This window comes from Roseibium porphyridii (assembly GCF_026191725.2).
GTDB classification, from domain to species: domain Bacteria; phylum Pseudomonadota; class Alphaproteobacteria; order Rhizobiales; family Stappiaceae; genus Roseibium; species Roseibium porphyridii.
On record NZ_CP120863.1, the window covers coordinates 1,328,643 to 1,353,180 of the forward strand.

A 24,538-nucleotide genomic window follows, 5' to 3' on the forward strand; every position below is an offset into this window, starting at 1 on the left:
CAATTGCAGAGCCCAAAAAAGAAGCAGGCGCGCCCGAAGGCACGCCCGAAGCTTCTGGAGATTGTCAGAGTTTAGCTTTGTCAGCGGTTCTGCTGACCTTCGACCAGCTTGAGCATGGCAACCATGACGATGCCATAAAGCACGTGGCCGATCAGCGCGACCCAGACGATGCCGCTGAAGTTCAGGAAGAACGGCAATCCTGCGAGCGATGTGATGCCGCCAATCGCAAACACCCAAAGGCCGAAACCGTAAATCGCGGACGGAACGAACCAGTGTGTATCTCCGACAACGCGCTGCCAAAGCGGTGCGAAAATGAACATCCAGCCAATCGGGTAACCAATCAGGCCGACAATGTAAAAATGCACAAAGTAGCCAGCAAAAGCGGTATTGGGCAGACCGAGACTGCCAAGAAGGCTTTGCGCCAGACCATGGGGTGACAGCTTTGCAAACCCAAGGGCAGGGCTGATCACCTGGCCCCAAAGGTCAAAGGCTACAGTTGCAAAAAAGCCAGAGATGAACATCAGGCCGAGTGTGTTGAAATTGATTGCCGGCAAGGATGCTGACAGGTTCCTTTCTGAAGTGATGGTCGTCATGTTGCGTTCTCTTTCCAGACTGTGAATTTCGGTGCACTCGTTACTTGGGAATGCTGCCGGTAACATTGAAATAAAATAGAACGCCTGTTCCGTGACGAGTTTGTGAGTGGAAGTTTACCTGCGGATATCCGCTTCAATTTCGTCAGAGCAGTTGACCGGGTTGGGATTTCACCTCAACGCTGATGATGCACATATTTTCAAAGCCAAACCTGTAGCCCGGAAGTCTTGGTTCATGGACAAGCTGCCCGTCCGTCTATATGCCGCCTTCGCCGCCGATGAGCGGGGAGGAAATATCGGGGCAGTGGTATTTGAAGACGAGCCGCTTTGGCCCGATGCCCGCCAGAGAATTGCAAGTGACCTGGGTGCTCCCACGACCGGATTTGTACGCAAGGTTTCAGACAAAGAGTTTCAGACCAGGTTTCATTCCACATGGTCGGAAATAGATATGTGCGGACATGTGACGCTCGCAGTTTTTGCGGCCCTGCGCGATGATAAAAGGATAGAGCCTGACACCTACATTCAACAGACTTCGGCAGGTGGTATTGTTGTCGACGTCGCCTCAGACGGCTTCGTAACGATGCGTCAGCCATTGCCGAAATTTGATCTGTGCGAAGTTGGCTCAGGCGACCTTGCTGCAAATTTGGGTCTGGAAGCTGACGCACTCAAACGTGTTTCCACCGCGTCGACCGCGCTGCGTCATGTCTTTGTGCAACTTGAAGACCTGGAAACCCTTGCAAGCATTCGTCCCGACGACGCCGCGCTGCGTGGCTTCTGCCGGGATTTTGCCATCGACACTATCGGGGTTTGGTGCTCCACCTATAAGGGACTTGGGAAGGCAAAACTTCGCTTGAGAGACCTTTGCCATGGGGTCGGGGATCCGGAGGAAGCAGCCAGCGGCACGACAAACAGTGCTCTTGCTTGTGAACTGGTGCGCTCCAGGTACCTGACACCGGGGGCATCTGGTCAAGCAGTTGTCGTTGCAGAACAAGGTGTTGAAATGGGGAGGCCGAGCATTGTCCGCACAGTGCTGAACACTTCAAACGGTGAGATTACCGATGTCAGTGTTGGAGGCTATGCAGCGCTGCGAATGACCGGTGACGTCGTCCTTTGACAGGGGTTTGTCAAAGCAGACTTTAAAGGCCCACAAAGGCAATTTTTCCTCTTCGTGGACCTTTCAAGTTGCAGCTTCAGACGCAGTTGCTTCAGAGCCGGTTCTTTGGTGCGGTCGTCGCCGATCTGCTTGGCCAGAACTTCCTTCAGCGCACCTTATCCGGCTCTGCTATCGGCAGTTTATGGCTTCATAGGACGGTGAGTTCCGATCCATCAACGACACGCTTGTCCTTTAGCTCCGGGTGAAGCGTTTTGCCGAGAATATGAGTGTCCTTACCGATCACGTGCTGGCTTGAACCCACAATGAGCGGATCCGGTTCGCCAACGATCCGTCTGTCCTTGTCCGGATAGGGAAGCGAATTCAGAAAGTGCTCCATGCAGTTGAGCCTTGCGCGTTTCTTGTCATCGGATTTGACGATGGACCACGGCGCATCAGCAGTGTCTGTGTAGAAGAACATTGCCTCTTTTGCTTCCGTGTAGTCGTCCCATTTGTCGAGGGACGCCATGTCGATCGGCGACAGTTTCCATTGTTTCAGCGGGTCGGTCTTCCGCTGGTTGAAGCGGCGACGCTGTTCGGTCTGGGTCACCGAGAACCAGTATTTGTAGAGAAGAATACCGTCACGGACGAACATGCGCTCTATTTCCGGGCATTGGCGCATGAATTCCAGATACTGAGACGGGGAGCAAAATCCCATCACTCTTTCCACGCCGGCGCGGTTGTACCAGGACCTGTCGAACAAGATCATCTGACCGGCCGTCGGCAGGTGCTCGATGTAGCGCTGGAAATACCACTGGCTCATTTCACTTTCAGTTGGCTTTTGCAGAGCGACAACACTTGCACCACGCGGGTTCAGGTGTTCGGTAAAGCGCTTGATCGTGCCTCCCTTGCCTGCGGCATCGCGGCCTTCGAACAAGATCACCACGCGTTGACCCGTTTCCTGGATCCATTTCTGCGCCTTCAAAAGCTCAGCCTGGAGTTTCGCCTTGCGCTTCTCATAGGCGGCCCGCCGCATCTTTGTGGCATAGGGGTATTCCCCTGTTTCAAAGACGTGAGAGATCGCCTCGGAGTTATGACGCATTTCAGCAAGGTGATGACGTAGGGCCGAGCCCGTGGACGTGGCTTTGGAGTTGGCTGCGGGTTGTGTGCTTGGAGTGACTGGAGGCTGGCGCGGTTTGCTTTTGCTTGCTGCCTTTGTGGCGGTTGGTTTGGCGGGTTGTGCAGCGCCGTTTTTTGGGGTGGTTTTCTTTGTCTGCGTATCTGTCACGTGTGTCTCCTCATCTGAATGGCGAGGTGGTAACACGGAAGATCGCGACAAGCATTGATGCCAATCAACTCAGAAGTGACGCAGTGCTTGCCAATTCGTATTAGGTAAATTTCTTTTTGAATTAAGTTTTTGTTTAGAATTTACTAGGGGGATGTTTGCCGCGCTCGGGCTGTGGGTCCTAGCGCGGAACACTCTTGCCACGTCTGAATTTCACTACGAAACAGATATTCCAGACCGGCTTTGTTTGGCCCGGGCTTACTCCATATCTCCGTGCATGGCGACCATATCCAGTTCTGCAGCGGGGGCTTCAATGGTTCGAAAGCTCTCTCTGACACCGCCGTCTGTCAGCTCTCGCTGCACTGCAATGAGTGTGTTTTCAGGATGCTCTTCACAGAGTTCAGCCATATAGGTCAGCTCTTCTGTCGCCACGCCTCTTGCTGCCTCTACGGAAGGGGCCCCATAAACATCGACAAAATGCTGGGCCAGCCCGTCAGCGAGACTGGCGAACTCAGTGTCTTCAATAGGCGTGATGGCCACAAAGGTGACCCGTCCGAAGGTTTCTAGGCCGAGCCAGCCATTTGAAAATGCCTGACGGGCTTTGCCGGACAGGTCAGCTTCGGTCCAGTCTGAAAATTCAAACCCTCCCGACAGACACCATTCACCTGTTCGTGCGGGTGAAAAGAAAACATTGCGGTCACTGTCATCGAGATGAATGGCACGGGCAAGTTTCATGGTTCAGGTCTCCAGCCGACTTGAGAGCGGGATCAGTTTTGTGTCCTCATCGACGCGAAGCAGCAAACCGAAATGTTCGTCGACGCCGACAAATGTTCCGGATTGGCCATCGACGTCGATCTGCTCGCCCATATTCTGTGCAAGGGCACGCCAATCGGTGTGAACCGGCCGTGGACCATCTTCCAGCCAACGATTGATCCAGTAAAGCGTATGGCGAACCCAGGCCTCCAGGAGATCGGTCGCGGTGATTTCCGCACAGCCTTCTTCGGTCAGATACGTCCTGTCGGGCGCTTCTCCCGGGTTCCCGTCGGAACTCGACATGTTGAGTTCCAGTCCGACAACAAGCCAGTCGGGTTCTTCGGTTGGCTGTGTCGTGGACGCCTTGACCCGGAATCGCCCGCATATGGCGCCATTCACCCTGATGCCGCCATCCCATTGCAGGTGAACGGCGACCTCCGGGGGGGCCAATGCTCCAAGGGCTGCCTGAAGTCCGAGGCCGCAAACCGGCAGTGCAGTCATGGCCGGCTCCAGCGGCATTTCAGGTGTGAAGATCAGACTTGCCTTAAAGACAGTGCCGGAGAGGTTGTAAACAACAGTTCCTGCATCGGTGCCGGCAACGGCCAGGGCAGTTGCGCGTTCAAAGGGATCGATAGCGCCCGGAACGGCCTCGCCCTGAAACAAGGGGGGCAGCTGAACTTCGCTCACGCGTTGCCTCCCTCAACCAAAGTTTTTGCCAGCTGCCGGAACACGGAAGCTTCAGGCGCGTCCGGCGTCTTGACGGCAAGCGGTGTGCCACCGTCTCCGGCAAGGCGAATGTTCAAGTGCAAAGGTACTTCGGCCAGAAGCGGGACGCCCAGCTTTTCTGCCTCTGCGGCGACGCCGCCATGACCGAACACGTGCTCTTCGTGACCGCATTTGGAGCAGATATGAGTCGACATGTTTTCGATCATTCCGACGATCGGCACATTCATCTGCTGAAACATGTCGATGCCTTTGCGGGCATCCAGCAGTGCCACGTCCTGAGGCGTGGAGACAATGATGGCGCCATCGACAATGAACTTCTGGCTGAGGGTCATCTGAACATCGCCGGTGCCAGGCGGCAAATCGACGATCAGGACATCCAATGCACCCCATTGAACTTGTGACATCATTTGCTGAAGTGCGCCCATCAGCATTGGACCACGCCAGACAACGGCCTTATCACCGGAAGTCATCAGCCCGATGGAAATCAGGGTAACTCCGTGATTGCGGAGCGGCAGGATCATCTGGCCGTCAGGTGACGTCGGTCGTCCGGAGATGCCGAGCATCTTTGGTTGCGAGGGACCATAGACATCCGCATCCAGCAGTCCAACCTTGCGTCCTTCAGCTGCAAGCGCACAGGCAAGGTTTGCAGCGACGGTCGATTTGCCGACGCCGCCCTTTCCGGACGCGATCGCGATCACCCTGTCAATGCCTGGAACCCTTTGCGGCCCTGAAGTGCCAGGTACCTGCGGAATGGGTTTGATCGGTTTGGGTTCCTGCGGATCCTGTTTGGGCTCCGGCTGTTCGGAATGGGACGTCATGACAATCTGGACGTCGTCGCACCCTTCCAGCGCCTTCAGCACCTGACTGGCATGCGCCTCGAGCTTTTCCATTTCCGGCAAGCGTTTCGGGTCGATCTCCAAGACAAGCCGGACCGAGGCGTCACGCACCTGAAGGGAGCGTATCATGCCTGAAGCTGCGATAGCTTCGCCACTTGCCGGGTCCTTGACTGTCCCGAGGGCGGCCAGAACGGTTTCGCGTGTCAAAGGCACGTTTCGGTTACCCCTCGATCTCACCGGTCACGACATGTTCCATGCCAAGTTCTTCTATTGTCACAACGGCTTTGACCTTGAAAGTCTTTCCGTCGGAGGAATCGGCCTCGCGAACGGCTTTTTCAATAGCCTGCTGCGAGGTCACACCGACCTGTTTCAGGAATTTTCTCATCGACATGTTGAAATCGTCGCTCATCTTATTCTCCTCCGCAATCGTGAGTGGATTGACGGGCAGCAGATTTCGCACCTAACCTTGGGGCATTAGCCAGCGGCGTGAAGGAGGAGCGCGTGTGCTGCCGTATCTTAATTGTGCTGTCCTGTGTTCTGGTTCTTCTGACGGGGAAGAACCAGGGTGAGGCCCAGTCCCGGTCATTCCGCATGTCGGTTCCGGATACCCTTGTCGCGAGCGGTTTTCTGAAACACCTGCTCCCGCGCTTTTCGCTGAAGAACAGCATCCGAATCGAGCTTGTTGCGGTGGGTTCAGAAGCTGAAGTGCACCTGTCGACCGAGAACATCGGCCGTCCGGTCTTTTCCGGTCTAGGCGAAACGTGGTTTCTGGAAGCGCAAGTTTCAGACAATGATCTGGTGGCGCGCTTTACCGATTGGCTCTCCAGCGACGTCGGTCGCAGAACTATCGAAACATTCAAGGCGGAAAGCGGGGCCATTTTTGTGGCGGCGGTTGCAGAGGTCGAGGATACCGGGCCCATTGAAGTGACCGGTGACATTGTGCAAGGCGAAAAATTGGCTGTGATCCATTGCGGGCGCTGCCACATGGTCAATGAAGCCACAAGGCTGTCGACAATCGGTTCGTCGCCATCCTTTGCAGTCATGCGCAGCTTCGCCGACTGGCAAGCCCGTTTTGAGGCGTTTTTCGCGCTCAATCCGCACCCTTCTTTCACCATCATCGACGGAGTGACCGAACCGTTTGACGAAGCCAGGCCGCCGCCAATGGTGCCGGTCGAATTGTCGCTCACCGACCTGGAAGCGATCCTGGCCTTCGTGACCCAGATCCCTCCAGCTGATCTCGGCGCACCTATCCAGTACCAGTGAGTTTGACTGTCAGGCCTCAATGGTCGCGCCGCTTGCTTATGTAGTCGTCCGTGGTGCGTACCGGTGTCCGTTCGCCATGGGCAAATGGGTTGTTTTCGGAGTGATACACCGAATTGACACGGCAATCGTCGCACATCTGGATCAGGCGGGCAGCCTTTTCGTTCTGGAACATCGAGTGCTTTCCGGCGAGCTTTTCCGTCAATCGTTCAACCGTTGAGCGAACGCCGAAAGGTTTGCCGCATTCCACGCAGTTGAACGGTTCCTCTTCCTTCAACACATGCGGTCTGAGAGCGTCGTCGGTCAAGTTCAAACGGGGATCGAGCGTCAAGGCGCTCTCCGGGCAGATATTCACGCAGATGCCGCATTGCAGGCAGGCATCTTCCTGAAAGCGCAGCTGAGGCTGGTCCGGGTTCTCCTTCAACGCACCAGACGGACACAGCGAAACGCAGGATAGGCACAAGGTGCAGCTGTCCACATTCAGTTGAACCGCGCCATAGGGTGCGCCCGCCGGCAGCTCAATCATTTTTTCGTCCGGATTGAGCGCTTTTGCCGACAAGCGGGTGACTTGTCGTCTGGACCCGATCGGTAGGATTGGCTGAATTTGAAGAGCTTCAGTGTCCGCCTGTCCGAGTGCTTCGTCCAACTGGTCCGGGTCCCGTGGCTCGATGACCTTGATTCTTTCTGGATCACCGATCGTTTTGGCAAGGTCTAACTGGAACGGAATGCCGTCGGTCTCGGTGGTCGGTGACAGCAGTATGGTGACCCCGGCAAAGCCGCTGCCGAGCGCGCTCAGAATTTCAGCATGCCCAAAGCTTGCCAAAGCATCCACTTCCAGGGGCAAAACATCGGCAGGAAGGCCGGACCCATACCGAGCGCTCATACGAATGAGCTCCGCCCCGTGTCCGGCATCGTGCACAAGAAGACGAGGTTCCGTGTCTTCAAGCTTGCGCCACGTCGCAGCAAGCGTCTGGACACGTTTGAAGGTAAAGTCAGCCGATGGGGCATCATATGAGATGGCACCCGAGGGGCAGACCGACGAACAGCTGCCACATCCGGCACAGATCAAGGCGTCAACGGCAACATGATCGCCGGCTGGTGTGATCGCCCCGGTCGGGCACAGATCGAGGCACCGGGTGCATCCGGTCTTTTCTGCCCGCGAGTGTGCACATAATTGTTCGTTCAATTTGACGAATATCGGCTTCTCAAACGTTCCAGTCAGCTGGGACGCTTCGAGTATGGCTTTCGTCATTGCGCCGGTATTGCCGGGGTCGGCGCGCAAGTATCCTTCGCGCTTCTCGGGGGCTGGCACCATTGGCGCATTTCTGCTGAGATCCAGTACGACATCGCATTGTGTCCTGCCTCCCGAGCGAGGCTCGCTGAATGTCATCGGTCCGCGTCCCCCCGGGATACGTTCCTGCAAGGCGTCAAAGGACAGATTGAATTGGCCCAGTGCTCCGGTGACGGTGTTGATGCGACCGCGTACGATGTCGAATCGCCGGTCATCGGTCATCGGTGTTTCAGCTTCAGGGGCCAGCAACACGGTGACGCTCAATATTTCGCAAAGCTGTTCGGCAGCGCTCAGGGCAGCTTCTGATTCGCCAAAAATCAGGCAGGTGCCCTCAGACGTGACATCCATCACCTTGTCACCGCGGGATGGGATCAATGCTTCTGCAACCAGGGCCGCCATCTTGGCCGAGGCGTTCCGGGTGTCGTTGGTCCAACCGGCCCGGTCTCTAATGTCTATGAAACCGGGGTCTTCAGCTTCTATGTCGGCAGCAAGTTCTTCAAAAGCTGTGCGTTCCTGCTGACACGCGATCAGAACGCCCCCCTTTTGAAGCGCGTCCTCCGCGATGGCTGCCTCTTTCCGGCAAAGTTCGGTGTAAACTTTCGAACAGGAAATGCCTGTCGCCTGTTCAATCCGCTCTGCATCGATTGTCTGACTCTTCAGACAATCGCACAGCAGCAGCCTCGGTTCCGTCATTGTCTGCGCGTCCTCTCCCCAGGGATCGCCTGCTGCCATCTTCGCATGCGGCATCTCAAGCTCTCCACGTACCATAACAAGGGCGCGTTTCGGCGTACGTCAAGTTCGACTTCTGCCGGGCTTGAAATTTGTTCGCATTGCTGCAGCTTAAAGAGGAAAACAAAACAGCCGGATTCAAAGCCGGGGTGTGGGAGGACCGCCGCTCGTGACCGCGGAGAAAACTCAGACAATGCCTGTCGGGGTCGTTGTAAGACGATTGCCCGGCGTTACTCGTTGGCAAAAGTGGTCTTGGCGACCTGTGTCGCTGTTGCCCGGTGCAGGGCCTGCCGATTGGAAAGTGCTCAGACAAGAGGGCGAGGCGGTTGAATACCATGCCGCAACGCTTCCACTGGAATTGCATCGCGCTGATACGGAAGCCTACCTGACCGCGCTGTCCGACAAGGTGCCTTCTGTTTATGTGGTTCTGCGTCCTGCCGACGAGGTTGAGAGAGATGTGCCTCTCGATGTCATGCTCGTCACCGCCTCTGCATACGAGGGGCAAGACTACGCGGATTCCAGCGAAGTCATGGTGGAAAAGCTCCCAATGCCTGAAGGGCTGGTGGCCTGGATCCGGGACTTCGTCAAGATCCACCACGAGGAAGAGATATTCATCAAACGCAAACGTGACAAAAAACGAATCGATTTGCAGGAAGATGGCGTGGGCGACCCGCGCATACGTCAGCTGAGTGACGTTTACCGTGCGCCTTTGAGAAAACCGAAGGACACGCTGCAATGAGCCAGCAGGACGATGGTGGTTCCGACTTCTGGTCCCGGCGAAAGGCTGCTGTAAAAGCTGCAGAGGCGGCAGAGCGCGAAGATCTTGAGGCTGCTCAGCAGGCAGAGGTGCGTGCAGCACTTGAAGAAAAGTCCGACGAAGAAATTCTGGAAGAACTCGGTCTTCCCAATCCAGATGATCTTGCTGAAAATGACGACTTCTCGAAATTTCTTTCAGCAGCCGTGCCAGAGCGATTGCGGCGGCGCGCCTTGCGCAGATTGTGGACGTTGAACCCGGTTCTGGCCAATATTGATGGCCTTGTCGACTATGGGGAAGATTTTACCGACGCTGCGACTGTCGTCGAAAACCTCCAAACGGTTTATCAAGTTGGTAAGGGCATGTTCGATAAGTTCGCGGAACTTGCCGAGACGGAAACGGAAGCCACGGAAGTTGCCGATGGCGAGCAGGCGGAGTTGGTCGAGGACGCTCAGTCGGAGTTGCAGTGCGAAGAAAATATCGCGACGCAAAACGATTATTTACATGACGGAAAAACATCTTTTCAATTGACGCAAGGTGACTCCGTCGTCCAATCTGGAGAGGAAAGCGTTGTCTCTCTTGATTTGCAAGAAACAGGTGCAGGTGAGTCGCAAGAAGAACCTCGAATAACGAGGCGGAAAATGCGGTTCGACTATACCTAATACTAAAGTCGAAGACTTGAGTTATGTAGATTGATTGCGACGCGCACGAGGGAGGAACCTTGCGGATGTCCGCTGTGGTCAAGGAATACGTGATCGATCCGGAGGATCGGGCACGCGCAGAACTATACGATTTCATAGGGCTCTTGCTGGCCACGCCTGCTGACGCCTCCCTCCTGGCCCAGGTCGCCGGTTTAAAGGGTGACGACACACCCGTTGGTGAAACACTCAATACTCTTGCCAAAATTGCTGGCGTGACCTCCGCCGAGACAGCGGAGCGCGAGTACAACATCCTATTCATCGGTCTCGGCCGCGGAGAATTGTTGCCCTATGCGAGCCACTATCTCACCGGTTTCTTGAACGAAAAGCCGCTTGCCAACCTGCGCGCCGATATGGCCAAGCGTGGCATCAAGCGCGCGGAAGACAAGAGTGAGCCGGAAGACAATATCGCATCTCTCATGGAGATGATGGCCGGTATGATCATGGGCCGGTTCGGCCAGGTGACATCCGTGTCTGAACAGAAAGAATTCTTCAGCGCTCATGTCGAACCATGGGCGATCCACTTTTTCACCGATCTTGAAACATCCGCCAGCTCTGTCTTCTACGGTGCTGTTGGATCTCTCGGGCGGCAATTCATGGAGATTGAAGCCGAGGCCTTCGGCATGCTGCCCAACTAGACTTCATGTTGTCAATTTAGGCGGCGGAGCCGCTGCAAGGAGAGGAGGATTGCAACAATGAAACGACCCGAACAGGTGGAGCCCAAAGATGAGGCCGGCCGCCGGGACTTCTTGAAACTTGCTGCCATTTCAGCGCCTGTTGCTGTGGCTGCGACCACTGCTGTGGGGACGGCTGAGGCTGCAGAACCTGATCTCACATCTGAAAAGATGCAGGACACGGCGCATACCCGCGCCTACTTTGACAGCGCCCGGTTCTAACTGGACCCTGTGAATACACCCGGCCGATGGTTGCGTGACGCCCGATGGCCGGTTCACTGACACACCCAGCCGTATCGATTCCGATACAAGCAAGGTAGGGCAAAATGCTTAGGAAAAAGACCAATGGGGTTGCGCGACGCCCCCAAGGTGCAAGTATCCTCAGAGACGCTGCACATAAATCGGTAGACCGCAGAACCTTCCTCAAAGGCTCCGGTATCGCCGCAGGCGGCTTGGCCGCTATTACCGCCACAGGCGGAACTGTTACCAAAGCTCAGGCGCAATCTTCTGATGAAGCCGTCAATTTGGTGAAATCGGTTTGCACCCACTGTTCAGTCGGTTGCACCGTGATTGCCGAAGTGAAGAACGGTGTCTGGACCGGCCAAGAGCCGGGTTGGGACAGCCCGTTCAATCTCGGCGCCCATTGCGCCAAGGGAGCTGCGGTTCGCGAACACGCTCACGGAGAGCGCCGTCTTAAATATCCTATGAAAAAGGAAGGCGGAGAGTGGAAGCGCATCAGCTGGGATGAGGCGATCAACGAGATCGGCGACCAGATGATGAAAATCCGCGACGAAAGCGGACCGGACAGTGTTTATTGGCTGGGATCAGCCAAGCACAACAACGAACAGGCTTATCTGTTCCGCAAATTCGCGGCCTACTGGGGCACCAACAATGTCGACCACCAGGCCCGTATCTGTCACTCGACCACGGTTGCCGGCGTAGCGAACACATGGGGCTACGGCGCCATGACCAACAGCTACAACGACATCCATAATTCCAAGGCGATCTTCATTATCGGCGGCAACCCTGCGGAGGCCCATCCGGTCTCGCTGTTGCACGTCCTGCGCGCCAAGGAACAGAACAATGCGCCGGTGATCGTTTGCGATCCGCGCTTTACCCGTACGGCGGCTCATGCCGACGAATTTGTGCGCTTCCGTCCGGGGACGGACGTTGCCCTCGTCTGGGGCATTTTGTGGCACATCTTCGACAATGGCTGGGAAGACAAAGAGTTCATCCGCACCCGCGTGTGGGGCATGGACCAGATCCGTGAAGAGGTTGCTAAATGGACGCCCGACGAAGTCGAGCGTGTGACGGGCACACCTGGAAGCCAGCTGAAACGAGTGGCCAGAACGCTTGCCAACAACCGTCCGGGCACCGTGATCTGGTGCATGGGTGGTACGCAGCACACCAACGGCAACAACAATACGCGCGCTTACTGCGTGTTACAGCTTGCTCTTGGCAACATGGGCACTAGCGGTGGTGGAACCAACATCTTCCGCGGCCACGACAACGTTCAGGGTGCGACCGACCTCGGCGTTCTCAGCCATACGTTGCCCGGTTACTACGGGCTGAGCGCAGGCGCATGGGGTCACTGGTCCCGCGTCTGGGGTGAGGATCTCGATTGGCTGAAAGGCCAATTTGCCACCACGACAGGTGCCGATGGCAAAGAAAAGAACCTCATGAACCTGACGGGTATTCCGGTCAGCCGCTGGATTGACGGTGTGCTGGAGGATCCGGCGAATACCGACCAGCCCAATGCGGTTCGGGCCATGGTGCTTTGGGGGCATGCCCCGAACTCCCAGACCCGTATGGTCGAAATGAAGAAGGCCATGGAACAACTGGATACGCTGGTCGTGATCGACCCCTATCCGACTGTTTCAGCCGTGCTGCATGACCGCACGGACGGCGTCTATCTTCTGCCGGCCTGTACCCAGTTCGAAACCCGTGGGTCCGTGACCGCGTCAAACCGCTCGCTGCAGTGGCGTGACAAGGTAGTCGATCCTCTGTTCGAGAGCCTGCCTGACGAAGTGATCATGGCAAAGTTCGCGAACAAGTTCGGCTGGGGCGACCGGCTCTTCCGGAACATCGAAATGGATGATCCGGAAACACCGAACGTCGAGAGCATCACCCGCGAATTCAACGGCGGTCTTTGGACAATCGGCTATACCGGCCAGTCGCCAGAGCGCATCAAGTCGCACATGGCAAACCAGCACACATTCGACCGGACGACGCTTCAGGCAGTCGGCGGCCCGAATGACGGCGAATACTACGGTATGCCGTGGCCGTGCTGGGGTACCGCGGACATGAAACATCCGGGCACACCAAACCTCTACGACATGTCCAAGCCTGTCGCAGAAGGCGGACTGTGCTTCCGTGCGCGCTTCGGCGTGGAGCGGGACGGCGACAATCTGCTCGCTGACGGTGTTTCCAATCCGGGTGCGGAAATCCAGGACGGTTATCCCGAGTTCACGATGCAGATGCTCATGGACCTCGGGTGGGACGGCGATCTGACCGACGAAGAACGTGCGTCGATCGAAGGTGTTGCCGGTCCGAAGACCAACTGGAAAACCGACCTGTCCGGCGGTATTCAGCGGGTGGCTATCAAGCATGGCTGTGCTCCGTTCGGTAACGCCAAGGCCCGTGCGGTCGTCTGGACGTTCCCGGATCCGGTGCCGCTCCATCGCGAGCCGCTCTACACGAACCGCAGGGATCTGGTGGCAGATTATCCGACCTATGAGGACCGGAAATTCTACCGCCTGCCGACGCTTTATGCGTCCATCCAGAAGCAGGACTTCTCCAAGGACTATCCAATTGTCCTGACGTCCGGCCGACTGGTGGAATACGAAGGTGGCGGTGACGAAACCCGTTCGAACCCGTGGCTCGCCGAGCTGCAACAGGACATGTTCGTCGAAATCAATCCGCGAGATGCCAACAATCTCGGGGTGCGTGACGGTGCGCAGGTCTGGGTTGAAGGTCCGGAGGGTGGCAAGGTCAAAGTCATGGCCATGGTGACTGAAAGGGTCGGTGAGGGCGTTGCCTTCATGCCGTTCCACTTCGGTGGCCATTTCCAGGGCGAAGATCAACGCTCCAAGTATCCGAAGGGTGCAGACCCGTATGTCCTTGGCGAGAGCACGAACACGGCTCAAACCTACGGCTACGATTCAGTGACCCAGATGCAGGAGACCAAAGCCACACTCTGCAAGATCTCGGCAGCGTAAGGAGGATATGTAATGCCACTTGGACAAGCGAGGGCTAAGTTCCTTTGTGACGCTGAGCGTTGCATTGAGTGCAATGCCTGTGTGACTGCCTGTAAGAATGAGCATGAGGTGCCCTGGGGTATCAACCGCCGCCGCGTTGTGACCATCAATGATGGCAAGCCCGGCGAAAGGTCGATCTCGGTCGCCTGCATGCACTGCTCGGACGCGCCCTGCATGGCGGTGTGCCCGGTCGACTGTTTCTACCAGAATGAAGAAGGTGTGGTCCTGCACTCGAAGGACCTTTGCATTGGCTGCGGCTATTGCTTCTACGCCTGTCCCTTCGGTGCACCGCAATTCCCGCAAGCGGGCAATTTCGGATCGCGCGGCAAGATGGACAAGTGCACCTTCTGTGCTGGTGGACCAGAAGAAACACATTCAACCGCAGAATTCTCAAAATACGGCAGCAACCGTATTGCGGAAGGCAAGCTGCCGCTCTGCGCGGAAATGTGTTCCACCAAAGCGTTGTTGGCAGGCGACGGCGATGTCGTTTCCGCCATCTACCGCGAGCGCGTTGTCGCACGTGGTTTCGGCTCCGGTGCCTGGGGCTGGGGCAGCGCTTACGGTCGGCAAGGCGGTTGATCGATTTTGGTATCGCCTGCCGGCCTGAACTGGCGGGGCAGGTGAGCCATTGCGATCGACATGAAAAAGTTGGACTGGGGCGGCAACTGTGCCGCCCTGTCTGTCTTCAGTGATGGAACGTGTGAGGATGGTTATGAAACGCCTGGTGCTGGCATTCGTGGTTCTTTTCGGGCTCCTTTCGCCGGGTGTTGCACAAGACCAGCAACCACCTGCAGACCGCAGCGCGACCGGCGGTGCGCAAACTCTGGAAGACATTCTGAAACGGCAACGCGGCGAGAAAATCGACAGCGATTTCAGGCGCAACGCGACCGGAGATCCAGATACTGCAGCTGGTATCTCCTCGCAGCTCGGCACACTTGGCGGTGTGTCCGATCCAGAACTCTGGCGCGCCCTCAGGTATGGGTCCGCGGATATCAAGGTGTCGTCAGGTGGCGAGGAAGCAACCGTCCTGATGCAGGACGGCGGAATGCGTTGGCTGGCTTTCCGTGAAGGGCCACTGGCCACTTATGGCTCGTATCTTCTGGGCGCTACCGTTTTGTTGCTGGGTCTCTTCTATCTCTTACGAGGTCGTATCCGCATCGATGGCGAAAAGACCGGTCAGACGATCACGCGTTTCAAGGCGATTGAACGTTTTGGGCATTGGCTCCTTGCAGGATCGTTCATACTGCTGGCGATCACCGGGCTGATAACATTGTTCGGTCGCTTTGCGGTTATTCCTTTGATCGGCAAGGAAGCTTACGCACCTGTCGCGCTTGCCTCAAAATGGATCCACAACAACGTTGCCTGGGCCTTCATGCTTGGGCTCGTGATGGTGTTCGTGATGTGGGTGGTGCACAACATTCCCAATAAGACGGACCTCAAATGGATCGCCGTTGGCGGGGGACTGCTGAAAAAGGGTGTTCATCCGCCAGCCAAGAAGTTCAATTTCGGCCAGAAGATGATCTTCTGGGGGGTGATTGTCCTTGGTGCCTCCATATCGGCTTCGGGGATCTCACTGCTGTTCCCATTTGAATTTCCGATGTTCGCCAAGACTTTTGAGATCCTTAATGCGACTGGATTGCCGCAGCTTGTCGGCCTCGGTGTTCTGCCGACGGCGCTTGCCCCGCATGAGGAAATGCAGTTCGCGCAACTGTGGCATGCCATTGTCGCGTTCCTGATGATGGCGATGATCCTTGCACATATCTACATCGGATCCGTCGGCATGGAAGGCGCATACGACGCCATGGGGTCGGGCGAAGTCGAATTGCAGTGGGCCCGCGAACACCACGGACTTTGGGTTCAGGAAGTTGAAGACGCGGAAAAGACCGCTGAAGCCAAGAACGCGGTTCCCGCGGAATAGGCCTCAGAGCGGGATGTCTGGCTGTCAATCAACCGTGCCGAAAGTGAAGCTCTGCCAACCTGCCTTTTTGCAGAGCGCTTTTGGGCTGCTTGTCTTGCTGGCAGCAGGCGCGGCCAGTGCCGCCGAATTCGAAACCCTGAAGGGACATGGCGGACCGGTGATGGACATCGCGGTTTCGGAAGAAACGGGAACTGTCGCGACAGCAAGTTTCGACAATTCCGTTGCGGTTTGGTCCAAACGTGAACCACGCTGGCTGGACGGCCATGAAGCGGCGGTGAAAGTCGTTGCATTTGTTGATGGCAAGACCGCGGTTTCAGCAGGTGACGACAACGATCTCCTGCTTTGGAACATCGAAGATGGCTCGTCCAGACGTCTGGAAGGGCATACGGCCAAGATCATGGGGCTCGCCGTTTCTCCGGACAAGAAGTTCGTGGCCAGTGCCAGTTGGGACACCCGCATTGGTCTCTGGCCCGTAGATGGCGGTGAGCCGGTTTATTTGAACGGTCATGCGTCGGGTGTAAACGCAGTCGCATTTTCTGCCGATGGCAAAAGGCTATATTCGGCGTCTGTCGATGGTTCCATAAAACTTTGGGATCTTGAGAAAAGACAGGAAGCACGGGTCATCGACCGCAATGGTTTCGGTATCAATGTGTTTGCTGTCGGAGGCGAAACGAACGGTAGGGAAACCTGGCTTGCCTACGGGACTCAGGACGGGGTAACCCGGATCGTCGACATCGAAACCGGTGAACGACTGCGAGATTTCTCGTTTGAGCGCAGGCCCATTCTGGCGATTGATCTCAGCCATGACGGTACAAAGCTTGCGACGGGAGACGGCCATGGATACATCACCGTTGTTGATACGAGATCCTGGGCAATAGAGACGGATTTCAGAGCGGCTCTGAAAGGCCCAATCTGGGCATTGGCCTTTTCCAGGAGCGGCGACGTGCTGCATGCTGGCGGCATTGAAAATATCGTTTACTCTTGGCCTTTAGCGGATCTGTCTTCGGCGGAACCGATGGCGTCCAAAACGCCTGATTTCCTAAAAAAGCCGGAAGAAATGTCCAACGGTGAGCGTCAATTCGCGCGCAAGTGTTCCATTTGCCATGCGCTTGGAGCGGAGGGCGAACGCAAGGCGGGGCCGACCCTTTATAATGTGTTTGGCCGTCAGGCAGGCACATTGCCTGGCTACTCATACTCTGAAACCCTGACCGGGTCTGATATTGTCTGGTCAGAAAAGACTATCGATCAACTGTTCCTGGACGGGCCAGACCACTATATTCCAGGCTCCAAGATGCCGATGCAACGAATTGTACGGCGGGAAGACCGGAGTGATCTGATCGACTACCTCAAAAGGGCCACTTCTGAAGGAGAAGACCAATGAAGGCAATGCTGCTGGCATTTGTTGCAACCGCAGTGATTGCAGTTGGAGCAAGCCTGACCCTGGATCGAATGGGCTATTCCAGCGCTCAACAGGCAACAGGCTCATCCGTACGTTTAGGCAATTAGGAATGTCTTCCAGCTCGGCTTCGCTGAAAGGACACAACGCCGATCTGGTCCTTCTGCGTGGCCTGACACCCGGTTATGCGCGCTGAAACGACCGACGTAGGCTTAGACTCCCCGTAACCAGGACCGCGCCAAGAACGATCAGCGCAAACCCGATACCTGTCGTCCAGGACAGACCTTCAGCAAGAACAAAAACACCGAGCAGTACGGATGCCACAGGCATGAAGAACGCGAGCAGAGACGCATTTGATGCACCTGCGTTCCGGATCAGCCAGAACATCAGCATGACGGGCACGGCGGTGTTGAACAAGGCAACGACTATCAGGGTGCCCAGTTGCGACGGACCGGGAGACAAGGCCCAGGGACGGTCGAAGATCATGCTGAGCGGGGTCAGGACCAAAGCTGCGACGATCAACTGTCCGCTTGCCAGAACAACGGGTTGGAGTTTGCCATTCGCCCGGGCAAATATGTTTCCTGTCGCATAGCTGAGGGCAGCCAGGACAGTGACGCCGGCACCAGCCAACTGTGTGTCCAGATGTGAAAAGGCACTGGGTCCGATGGCTAGAACCACACCTGCAAATCCAAGCGCGACGCCGAAAAGGCGACTTTTCGTCAAGTGCTCTTCCGGCAGAAAGGTCGGGGCGATCAGAACGCTGAAGACCGGGATTGTTGCAAACAGAATTCCGCCCAGACTGCTGGCAATATGGGTTTGGCCATATGCAATAGCGATATAGGGAATGATGGCGGTCAGGACACCGAGCACGATAATTGGCTGCCAGGCTTTCCCTGGAGATGGCATGCGTTCACCGGACAGCCTCATGAAAAAATAGACAGCCAGTGCCGCAAGGCTTGCTCGTCCGGCCGCAAGCGTGATGGGCGGAATGCTTTCCACCGTGAGCTTGATGAATAAAAACGAAGACCCAAAGAGTGCAGCCGTGAGCAGCAACACCGCCCAGAGGCGCGGCGTCATTGTCTGTTTCATGGAATTTTCCTCAAAGAGAGTGCGGCTTCATGGTGGGGTTTGAGCTGGCACCAAGCTCGAATTGAGCCTGTGCGCTCTCAATCCTCTTCACGCCCTTAATCGGTAGATGCTCCTGCCCGATCATTTCCGTATAGGTGACAAACCGGAACGGGTCGAAGAACTGTATGGCACTTCTCAACCGGTCGCCGGCTTCTTCCTTGAGATCGGTGAGTACTTGCGTGGAGCCGAATCGCTGCTCGGCAGCGATCGCGATCTTGAGCGCAAGTTCGTTGTCGCCGTTCGCGATCATCTTTCGGATTGTGGTCGCGGCTTGTGCGGCCGTGAGCCCAAGATAGTGTTGCAGCATTCTGCCAAATTCTGCGGGTGTAAGAGCGTCGAGACCTTGCGGATCCTGTCCGGTCCTGTCTTCCTGCCAAATTCCCACCATCTGATCGGCAGTACGCGCGATCACATTATCTCGCGCTGCCAGATATGAGAGGTAGTTCTCCGGTTGATGTTGAAGACCATGCGGGATCAGGTTCAGGCGAATGATGTCTTTTGCTGAAAAGCCATTCTTGACATGGACGCGCACCATATCGACCAGCCAGCAATAGTGTTGTCGAAACGCTTTGAGCTGTTCGTGCCCGTAAAGGGCCGTCAAGGGATGATGACCATGCAGAATGTGTTTCGGTCTTCTTGAGAGAACTTCATCCATACTGCTGACTGCGTCATCTGGATAACCTTCATTGACCCAGGGTTCGCCGTACCACGGCATGACGATGTCACCGGCGAAGACCGTTTGGAGGTCGGGCAAATGAACGAGCATTGCGTCTTCGGTTTCACCACCCGTAACGGGAACCAGTTCAATCTTCGTCCCGGCGACCTCAACAACGGTCACGTCGCTAACCGCAATATCCGGTGCGTAGGTTTCAACCCAGTGATGATCGAAATCCTGGCCGCGGAATTGCCGATAACTGTGATTGCGAACAACACGATCCACGACGGCTTGATAGTTGTCGCGACCGTAGAAGATCACGTCGGGGTTCAGGTTGCGAAAGTAGCTGTGACCGCCGATATGGTCCCAATGGGCATGGGTGACAAACACATGCGTAACTGTAGGCAGAGAGGGATGTTTCTGGAGCAGAAACTCGTGTGCCGCCTTCAAGGAGTGGGGCTGCGTGCCTGCATCAACGGCAATCAGCCCGGTGCCATCTGTTGAGAGGACAAAGTAGATATCTGAAAATCCGAAGCCGTAGAGCGCGAAGATCGAGCCCGGAATGATTTCTTCCAACACGGGTTCAGGTGCCATCGAAGCACCTGCGACGTTCGTTGAAGTGAACCAACCCATGAACATCGCTTTGGGAACATAGGACTGATAGCCGCTGTGGTGCCAGAAATGGTCGGCCTTCTCCTGATGCCCGTCCCGCTCATAAAGTCGCGCAAGTTGCCGATAAACTTCCCGATAGAAGCCGAAAACCGGTTCCGTCTCAGGTCTCTCGACAAGCCATGTCAGGTCTTCATAGGCCTGTGATCTTTTGCCGAAGAAAAAAGGAACCTGCGCATAGATTTGCCCTGCCGCCCATCGCACGATTGGGTGAGTGCCGCCTGTAAGGCGCCGGCTTTCCTCCAGATGCTGAAAGGTTTTCAAGACCCAGGGTATGCGCTTGACGAGTGGAACGCGCTCAGCATGGGTTGCACGCAAAATGGCATAGGCTGAAAGATAGACGGCACGAACGTCATCGGTAAATCCCTCGCCGTACCTTTCGAGAAGCCGTTCAAAAAACGCAATACCGTGCGCTTGCTGGTTGGAGTTGTGATAGGCATTGACCATCAGCATGGTGACCCGCGGATCCTGGTTTTGCCCATATGACAAGAGGGTCTCGAAGTAATGCAGCTGCGAATGAAAACTACGATCCGGATCTTCTGCCGTGAGGTCTTCGAACTCTTTCGTCGGCTTTAAACAATCGATAGACAAGGCCCCATTTACTTCGATCCCTTCGCTGGAAAGTTCACGCTTTGCGGCGTCCACGCGGTCAACAGTCGGATCGTCGCCGCGGACAGGAGAATAAAGTGCGTCGGCCGCACTTTGCTCTGATCTCTGCATAACAATTCCTTTATTTAGGTGTAACTACACGTATTTAAGTTATTTTGCCGTGTTTCGGGGACTGAGACTGCGAGCGGGCGCGGATTTGTTAGGAGATGGTCAGCTCACGACATAGTTGATGTCGGTAAGCTCCAGCTTCAAAGCCTGCCAGCGGCCCTCGCCAAATCGTTTCAGGAATTCTGTTTGCGCCTCTCGCCAGTAGGGTGTGGCCTCGGTTACAGCAGTTTCGCCGTTCTGGCTAAGAGAGAGCAAACGCACTCTGGCATCATTCCCGGGCTGCTCATCAATCAGGCCGTCGTTTTTCAAAGGTCTAACGTTTCGGGTGAGGGTGGTTCGATCCATGCCAAGCAGTTCGGCAAGCTTCGTGATTGAGACCGGTGCATGCTGGCGCAGAACCACCAGCAACGTAAACTGGGTGTTCTTCAGACCGATTGGTTGAAGGCGCTGGTCGAAGAACTGCGCAATCAATCTCGTTGTCATTCTGAGGTTCATGCAGGCGCAGGCGCCAAATTCTTCTGCCATGGTGAATTCTCTGTATGTGTAACTGCACTTATAAATGTGTATATACACTTAAATGTCAAGTGAGTTTGCCACCATAAGAGGAAACATCGTGAGCGTGCGGATCAAGACGCTTTACTTGAAGATGCGTTTTCATGGGTATCAGCCGGTTGGCTGTGTTTATGGATTGACCCAAGAACTGGACATGAGGCCGCCGTTGTCATCATAGCCGAATTGGGCTCTGATGTTGCTTTCTCTGCTGAGTTTGAACCAGTCGAGCGATGTCACTGAAAAGACGATGATGCCAAAACGATCGCGACCTTGTTGGCCTTCGGGTTGGTCTTGGAAAGCTTCTATTGGAGCATGAGGTTCGGGCAATTCATCACCAGGTGGCCCGCCCGCATAGGTGCCGCGGGTATGAAGGGGCAGGGACGACCAGACTGTCAGTGCGTAGTCGGAGGATGGCTCAAAGAGCGTGACATGACCTTCGAACCGAAACTGGAGACGTGTTTCAGCGCAATATCCAAGAACTGCAGCACTGGGGTTGCCGGTCAGCTCGCGCCACTTCGGACTGCGGGTGTCGGTGTGGAATTCAAGAGTGCGTTTGCGAGGATCGATCTTGCGCAGGACCACAATGCGCGCTTTTGGTGTTTGGCGGTGATCCACTGAACACAGGTTCAAATATCTGAAACTTGAGCCTGGCCGCTGGACATCCGCGTGAAGAGTTTCCCAGACACTTTCTTCAATCTGCGTCAGCGTCATTTCCACCTCTTTGGCTCCCATTTAAAGCGGCCTCGATTTCAGTTGAGGTTAAGTTTGGAAACGACAGCCGAGGCTAAAGCGAGATCCTGTGCACCCAAGCCTGTCAGGTCCACAATTGATAGTCTTGCATCTTCAAAATCGAGATCCGGCGCCTTGCCCGCCAAGATGTCACAGAATGACCGATCAGCCGTTTCTTCAACACTGCCAGCCCTGACAGCAACTCCAAAGTCACCATGTTGCAGACATTGTGCATGGTTGTCAGTGGCAATGATATCCGCAGCTCCGAACAGGTCCGGCGCTAGTTCGGTTTTGCCGGGGCTGTCAGCGCCCATACCGATGATGTGAAGAGGGTATTTAAGATCTGCGGCGTGAAGTACCGCAGAGGTCGATGGGGTTGTCGTCACCACAATGTCGCTGTGTTCGCAAAGTGCTTTGGCGTTGGCAGCCCCAGTGACGCTAAAGCCAAGCTGTTCCATGTCGTTGATGTAGCCGTCGATCTTGTTCTTGTGCCTTCCGAGCACACTGAGCCGGTTCAGGCCCGTGGATTCTCGAATGGCCAAAGCCTGAAGCCGAGCCTGGGTTCCCGTGCCAACCACGCCCAGGGAACCGTTCGAGCCGGTCGCTTTCAGCGATGCGGCCAGCGCGCCGGCGGCAGCCGTCCGCATTTGTGTCAGCCAGCCTTCGTCTTGAAGAAGCGCAACAGGGCGTCCAGTGGACGAAGACAGGACAAGAACCATGCCGTCATTCGGGGGAAGGCCGCGTTCGGGATTGCGGTAAAAACCTGTTGCGATCTTAATGGTGAAATACGGCTTGTCTTTCGACCGTGCAGCTTTGGCATGGCAGTCGCCAACAAGTTCGTTTGCGTCGTCATGAAACAGGATCTGCATCGGCTCCGGCTGGTCGATCAGTCCGTTCGAAACGTCGATGAAACTTTGCCTCACAGCCTCAATCGCCTCGGGCATGCTGATCATTGAGCGGATCTGATCCAGCGTCACTATCTGCACGGTTGGCCCTCAGATCTGAAAATCGGCATAGTGCGCCCTGAAGTGTTCCCTCATGGCAGAAAGCCCATCCTCAAACACCTTTGCGCGTCCAAAGCCAATGCGGAAATGACCGTTCGGCATATCATTGAGGTCAGAGGCGTAGATGGAACCCGGCAACAGAAGAACGCCGCTCTCTTCCAGAAGTCTGCGGCAAAACAGTTCAACATCTTCGGGACCTGTGTAGCGCGGAAAGGCGACACATCCACCTTGAGGACGTTTCCAGTCGATCAGACCTGGAAATTCTTCAAAAAGCTTTTCCAGTGCGACCACGTTCTTTGTCAAAAGCGCCCGGTTCCGTTCAAGGATTTCCTCACGTGCCTTCAAGGCAATGGTTGCGAGGACTTCGGAAGGTCCGGAGTTGCAGATAGAAAGATAATGCTTGTAGCGTTCAACTTTCTGCAGAAGCTTCGCGTTCCGTGCTGCAATCCAACCGATCCGAAGCCCTGGAAGTCCATAGGCTTTGGACATGACATTAAGTGATATGCCACGTTCATATAGATCCGCAATTTGTGGCATCCGGTCTGCGGGATCCAGCTCAACCCCGCGATAGACCTCATCGCTCAAGACCCAGATGCCGTGTTTGCGACAAAGATCAATAAGGGCCTCCAGATCTGCACGATTGATCAGCATGCCGGTCGGGTTGTGCGGAAAGTTCAGGGACAACAGTTTTGTGTTCGGCCGGATTGCCTCCCGAATGCGATCGAGATCCAGTTGCCACCCGGCTTTGGTGTCGCCTTTCAGCAAAGGTACTCCCGTGACCTCACAAATCGAGAGCGGAATTGTTTCAGCGCTTTGATAATTCGGTGTTGGTACGATGGCGTGGTCTTCTGCTTCGAGCAGCACTTTTGAAACCGCGTAAAGTCCTTCGCCAGCGCCTGCGAGGCAAAGAATGTTTTCCGGCTTCATCTGCTCGTAGGTTCGCGCAATTTCAGCACGAAGTGCTGGGGCTCCCCAGGTTTCCGTATAACCCAACCAGAGAGTTTCAAAACCCTCGCGATCTTCGGGCGCTGCCAGTGACAAAAGGTCGGAAACCCGCATGCTTTCCAAATCCGAAGCGGTCATGTGGTGCTGCGCCTTGAATTCCCATTCGGAGAAAAAGACTTCCAAACCGAAATCGCGCATGGGTTTTGGTTGCGTCATGAATTCAAACTCACCTTTTGACTTTCGTATCTGGTGACTGTTTTGCCTGTCTGATCAGTTCGTAGAGACTGGCGCGGGAAATCCCCAAGACTTCGGCGACATAGTCAGTGGAACCGCGGGCGGCGAAGATGTCTGCACTGACAAGGCGCTCGACTATTATCAGCCGATTGGGACGACGCAGCTGATTGAACGAGAGTTTCAATTCTTTCAGCGTGGAGGCCACGATTGAATTTGTGACTTCGCGCCAGTCGTTCCTGAGCATGTTGGAGCCAGTGTCCATTTGAAACGAAGTGAGAGCTGCAAGCACATCGCGCGCAGCTTCCAGTTCGGTCAGGCGCAGATTGAGGCATAATAGAGCACTCGGCCGACCTGCCTCGTCCCGAAGCAATGCTGAAACCGAGCGCAGTCTTGCACCGTCCGAATTCGACTTCAGATAAGGTCCGATCGTGTCGTCCGGACGGAGCTCTGACTGGAAATCCGCCGTTTCGACCAGGCTGTCGTCACCTTGCTTTCTTGGTGAAAATCCATTTTCGATTGCAGAAATTCTGCCTGTTTTGAGATCGTGCAAAACGACCTCGACCTGCCCAGGGAAAAGGGCGGAAATTGCCTTGCAGATCGGAGTTAGTGCGTGCAGCTCAGTCATTCGACTTCTATACATAATGTCTA

25 protein-coding genes are annotated in these 24,538 nt (G+C 55.6%); 11 read left to right on the forward strand and 14 right to left on the reverse strand.

Annotated elements, in window-relative coordinates:
* Positions 1-80 precede the first annotated feature (80 nt).
* The gene (locus K1718_RS06260; protein WP_265683107.1) at positions 81-593 is read right to left on the reverse strand and encodes a hypothetical protein; all 513 of its coding nucleotides are present in this window, start codon (positions 591-593) and stop codon (positions 81-83) included.
* Positions 594-825: 232 nt separating this feature from the next.
* Between K1718_RS06260 and K1718_RS06265 the strand changes: the two genes are divergently transcribed.
* Positions 826-1,704, forward strand: a complete 879-nt coding sequence (locus tag K1718_RS06265) for a PhzF family phenazine biosynthesis protein (protein ID WP_265683109.1) — start codon at positions 826-828, stop codon at positions 1,702-1,704.
* Between the two features lie 187 nt (positions 1,705-1,891).
* Here K1718_RS06265 and ppk2 read toward each other — a convergent pair whose 3' ends face one another.
* From ppk2 to K1718_RS06290, 5 genes are all read right to left on the reverse strand, one after another.
* Entirely contained in the window at positions 1,892-2,968 is a 1,077-nt protein-coding gene (ppk2, locus tag K1718_RS06270; protein WP_265683112.1) for a polyphosphate kinase 2, read from the reverse strand.
* A 255-nt stretch (positions 2,969-3,223) separates the two neighbouring features.
* Positions 3,224-3,700: a DUF6505 family protein gene (locus K1718_RS06275; RefSeq protein ID WP_152500122.1), complete on the reverse strand. Its 477-nt coding sequence runs from the start codon at positions 3,698-3,700 to the stop codon at positions 3,224-3,226.
* Positions 3,701-3,703: 3 nt separating this feature from the next.
* The gene (locus K1718_RS06280; protein WP_265683113.1) at positions 3,704-4,405 is read right to left on the reverse strand and encodes a biotin/lipoate--protein ligase family protein; all 702 of its coding nucleotides are present in this window, start codon (positions 4,403-4,405) and stop codon (positions 3,704-3,706) included.
* Positions 4,402-5,493, reverse strand: a complete 1,092-nt coding sequence (locus K1718_RS06285; RefSeq protein WP_265683116.1) for an Mrp/NBP35 family ATP-binding protein — start codon at positions 5,491-5,493, stop codon at positions 4,402-4,404. Before K1718_RS06285 ends, K1718_RS06280 begins: the two co-directional genes overlap by 4 nt.
* A 7-nt stretch (positions 5,494-5,500) precedes the next feature.
* Positions 5,501-5,689 (reverse strand): DUF6494 family protein, encoded by a 189-nt coding sequence (locus K1718_RS06290; protein WP_152500125.1) that lies wholly within the window; start codon positions 5,687-5,689, stop codon positions 5,501-5,503.
* A gap of 92 nt (positions 5,690-5,781) precedes the next feature.
* Here K1718_RS06290 and K1718_RS06295 point away from each other — a divergent pair, with 92 nt between their 5' ends.
* Positions 5,782-6,543: a c-type cytochrome gene (locus tag K1718_RS06295; RefSeq protein WP_265683120.1), complete on the forward strand. Its 762-nt coding sequence runs from the start codon at positions 5,782-5,784 to the stop codon at positions 6,541-6,543.
* A 16-nt stretch (positions 6,544-6,559) separates the two neighbouring features.
* Here the strand turns inward: K1718_RS06295 and K1718_RS06300 are convergent, their stop codons facing one another.
* Entirely contained in the window at positions 6,560-8,578 is a 2,019-nt protein-coding gene (locus K1718_RS06300) for a 4Fe-4S binding protein (RefSeq protein ID WP_265683121.1), read from the reverse strand.
* Between the two features lie 151 nt (positions 8,579-8,729).
* Here K1718_RS06300 and K1718_RS06305 point away from each other — a divergent pair, with 151 nt between their 5' ends.
* The 9 genes from K1718_RS06305 to K1718_RS06345 all read left to right on the forward strand — a co-directional run bounded on the left by K1718_RS06305 (position 8,730) and on the right by K1718_RS06345 (position 17,367).
* Positions 8,730-9,299, forward strand: a complete 570-nt coding sequence (locus K1718_RS06305) for a DUF3305 domain-containing protein (protein ID WP_265683122.1) — start codon at positions 8,730-8,732, stop codon at positions 9,297-9,299.
* Positions 9,296-9,976: a DUF3306 domain-containing protein gene (locus K1718_RS06310; RefSeq protein ID WP_152500127.1), complete on the forward strand. Its 681-nt coding sequence runs from the start codon at positions 9,296-9,298 to the stop codon at positions 9,974-9,976. Before K1718_RS06305 ends, K1718_RS06310 begins: the two co-directional genes overlap by 4 nt.
* A gap of 65 nt (positions 9,977-10,041) precedes the next feature.
* On the forward strand, positions 10,042-10,650 hold the full coding sequence (locus K1718_RS06315) for a TorD/DmsD family molecular chaperone (protein ID WP_265683124.1): 609 nt from the start codon (positions 10,042-10,044) through the stop codon (positions 10,648-10,650).
* A gap of 57 nt (positions 10,651-10,707) precedes the next feature.
* Positions 10,708-10,908 carry a twin-arginine translocation pathway signal protein gene (locus K1718_RS06320; protein WP_265683126.1) on the forward strand — a complete coding sequence of 67 codons (201 nt, stop codon included), beginning with the start codon at positions 10,708-10,710 and terminating at the stop codon, positions 10,906-10,908.
* 104 nt (positions 10,909-11,012) lie between these two features.
* Positions 11,013-13,904, forward strand: a complete 2,892-nt coding sequence (locus K1718_RS06325) for a formate dehydrogenase subunit alpha (protein ID WP_152500130.1) — start codon at positions 11,013-11,015, stop codon at positions 13,902-13,904.
* A gap of 12 nt (positions 13,905-13,916) precedes the next feature.
* Positions 13,917-14,522 (forward strand): formate dehydrogenase FDH3 subunit beta, encoded by a 606-nt coding sequence (gene fdh3B / locus K1718_RS06330; RefSeq protein ID WP_152500131.1) that lies wholly within the window; start codon positions 13,917-13,919, stop codon positions 14,520-14,522.
* Between the two features lie 133 nt (positions 14,523-14,655).
* On the forward strand, positions 14,656-15,861 hold the full coding sequence (locus K1718_RS06335; RefSeq protein WP_265683129.1) for a formate dehydrogenase subunit gamma: 1,206 nt from the start codon (positions 14,656-14,658) through the stop codon (positions 15,859-15,861).
* 13 nt (positions 15,862-15,874) lie between these two features.
* Entirely contained in the window at positions 15,875-17,242 is a 1,368-nt protein-coding gene (locus tag K1718_RS06340; protein ID WP_265683132.1) for a c-type cytochrome, read from the forward strand.
* A complete protein-coding gene (locus K1718_RS06345; RefSeq protein WP_256366677.1) occupies positions 17,239-17,367 on the forward strand; it encodes a hypothetical protein in 129 nt (42 codons plus the stop codon). Before K1718_RS06340 ends, K1718_RS06345 begins: the two co-directional genes overlap by 4 nt.
* Before the next feature lie 73 nt (positions 17,368-17,440).
* Here K1718_RS06345 and K1718_RS06350 read toward each other — a convergent pair whose 3' ends face one another.
* The 7 genes from K1718_RS06350 to K1718_RS06380 all read right to left on the reverse strand — a co-directional run bounded on the left by K1718_RS06350 (position 17,441) and on the right by K1718_RS06380 (position 24,515).
* Positions 17,441-18,346, reverse strand: coding sequence for a DMT family transporter (locus K1718_RS06350; protein ID WP_265683134.1), 906 nt, complete (start codon positions 18,344-18,346; stop codon positions 17,441-17,443).
* A gap of 10 nt (positions 18,347-18,356) precedes the next feature.
* Positions 18,357-20,429 (reverse strand): MBL fold metallo-hydrolase, encoded by a 2,073-nt coding sequence (locus K1718_RS06355; RefSeq protein WP_265683135.1) that lies wholly within the window; start codon positions 20,427-20,429, stop codon positions 18,357-18,359.
* A 99-nt stretch (positions 20,430-20,528) separates the two neighbouring features.
* Positions 20,529-20,951 carry a MarR family winged helix-turn-helix transcriptional regulator gene (locus tag K1718_RS06360; protein ID WP_265683139.1) on the reverse strand — a complete coding sequence of 141 codons (423 nt, stop codon included), beginning with the start codon at positions 20,949-20,951 and terminating at the stop codon, positions 20,529-20,531.
* 156 nt (positions 20,952-21,107) lie between these two features.
* Positions 21,108-21,689 carry a pyridoxamine 5'-phosphate oxidase family protein gene (locus K1718_RS06365; RefSeq protein ID WP_265683141.1) on the reverse strand — a complete coding sequence of 194 codons (582 nt, stop codon included), beginning with the start codon at positions 21,687-21,689 and terminating at the stop codon, positions 21,108-21,110.
* 38 nt (positions 21,690-21,727) lie between these two features.
* Positions 21,728-22,693: a Rossmann-fold NAD(P)-binding domain-containing protein gene (locus K1718_RS06370; protein WP_265683143.1), complete on the reverse strand. Its 966-nt coding sequence runs from the start codon at positions 22,691-22,693 to the stop codon at positions 21,728-21,730.
* A 9-nt stretch (positions 22,694-22,702) separates the two neighbouring features.
* Positions 22,703-23,872, reverse strand: coding sequence for an aminotransferase class I/II-fold pyridoxal phosphate-dependent enzyme (locus K1718_RS06375; RefSeq protein ID WP_265683147.1), 1,170 nt, complete (start codon positions 23,870-23,872; stop codon positions 22,703-22,705).
* Positions 23,873-23,882: 10 nt separating this feature from the next.
* Complete coding sequence (locus K1718_RS06380; protein ID WP_173005906.1) at positions 23,883-24,515, reverse strand: helix-turn-helix transcriptional regulator; 633 nt, start codon at positions 24,513-24,515, stop codon at positions 23,883-23,885.
* Positions 24,516-24,538: the final 23 nt, after the last annotated feature.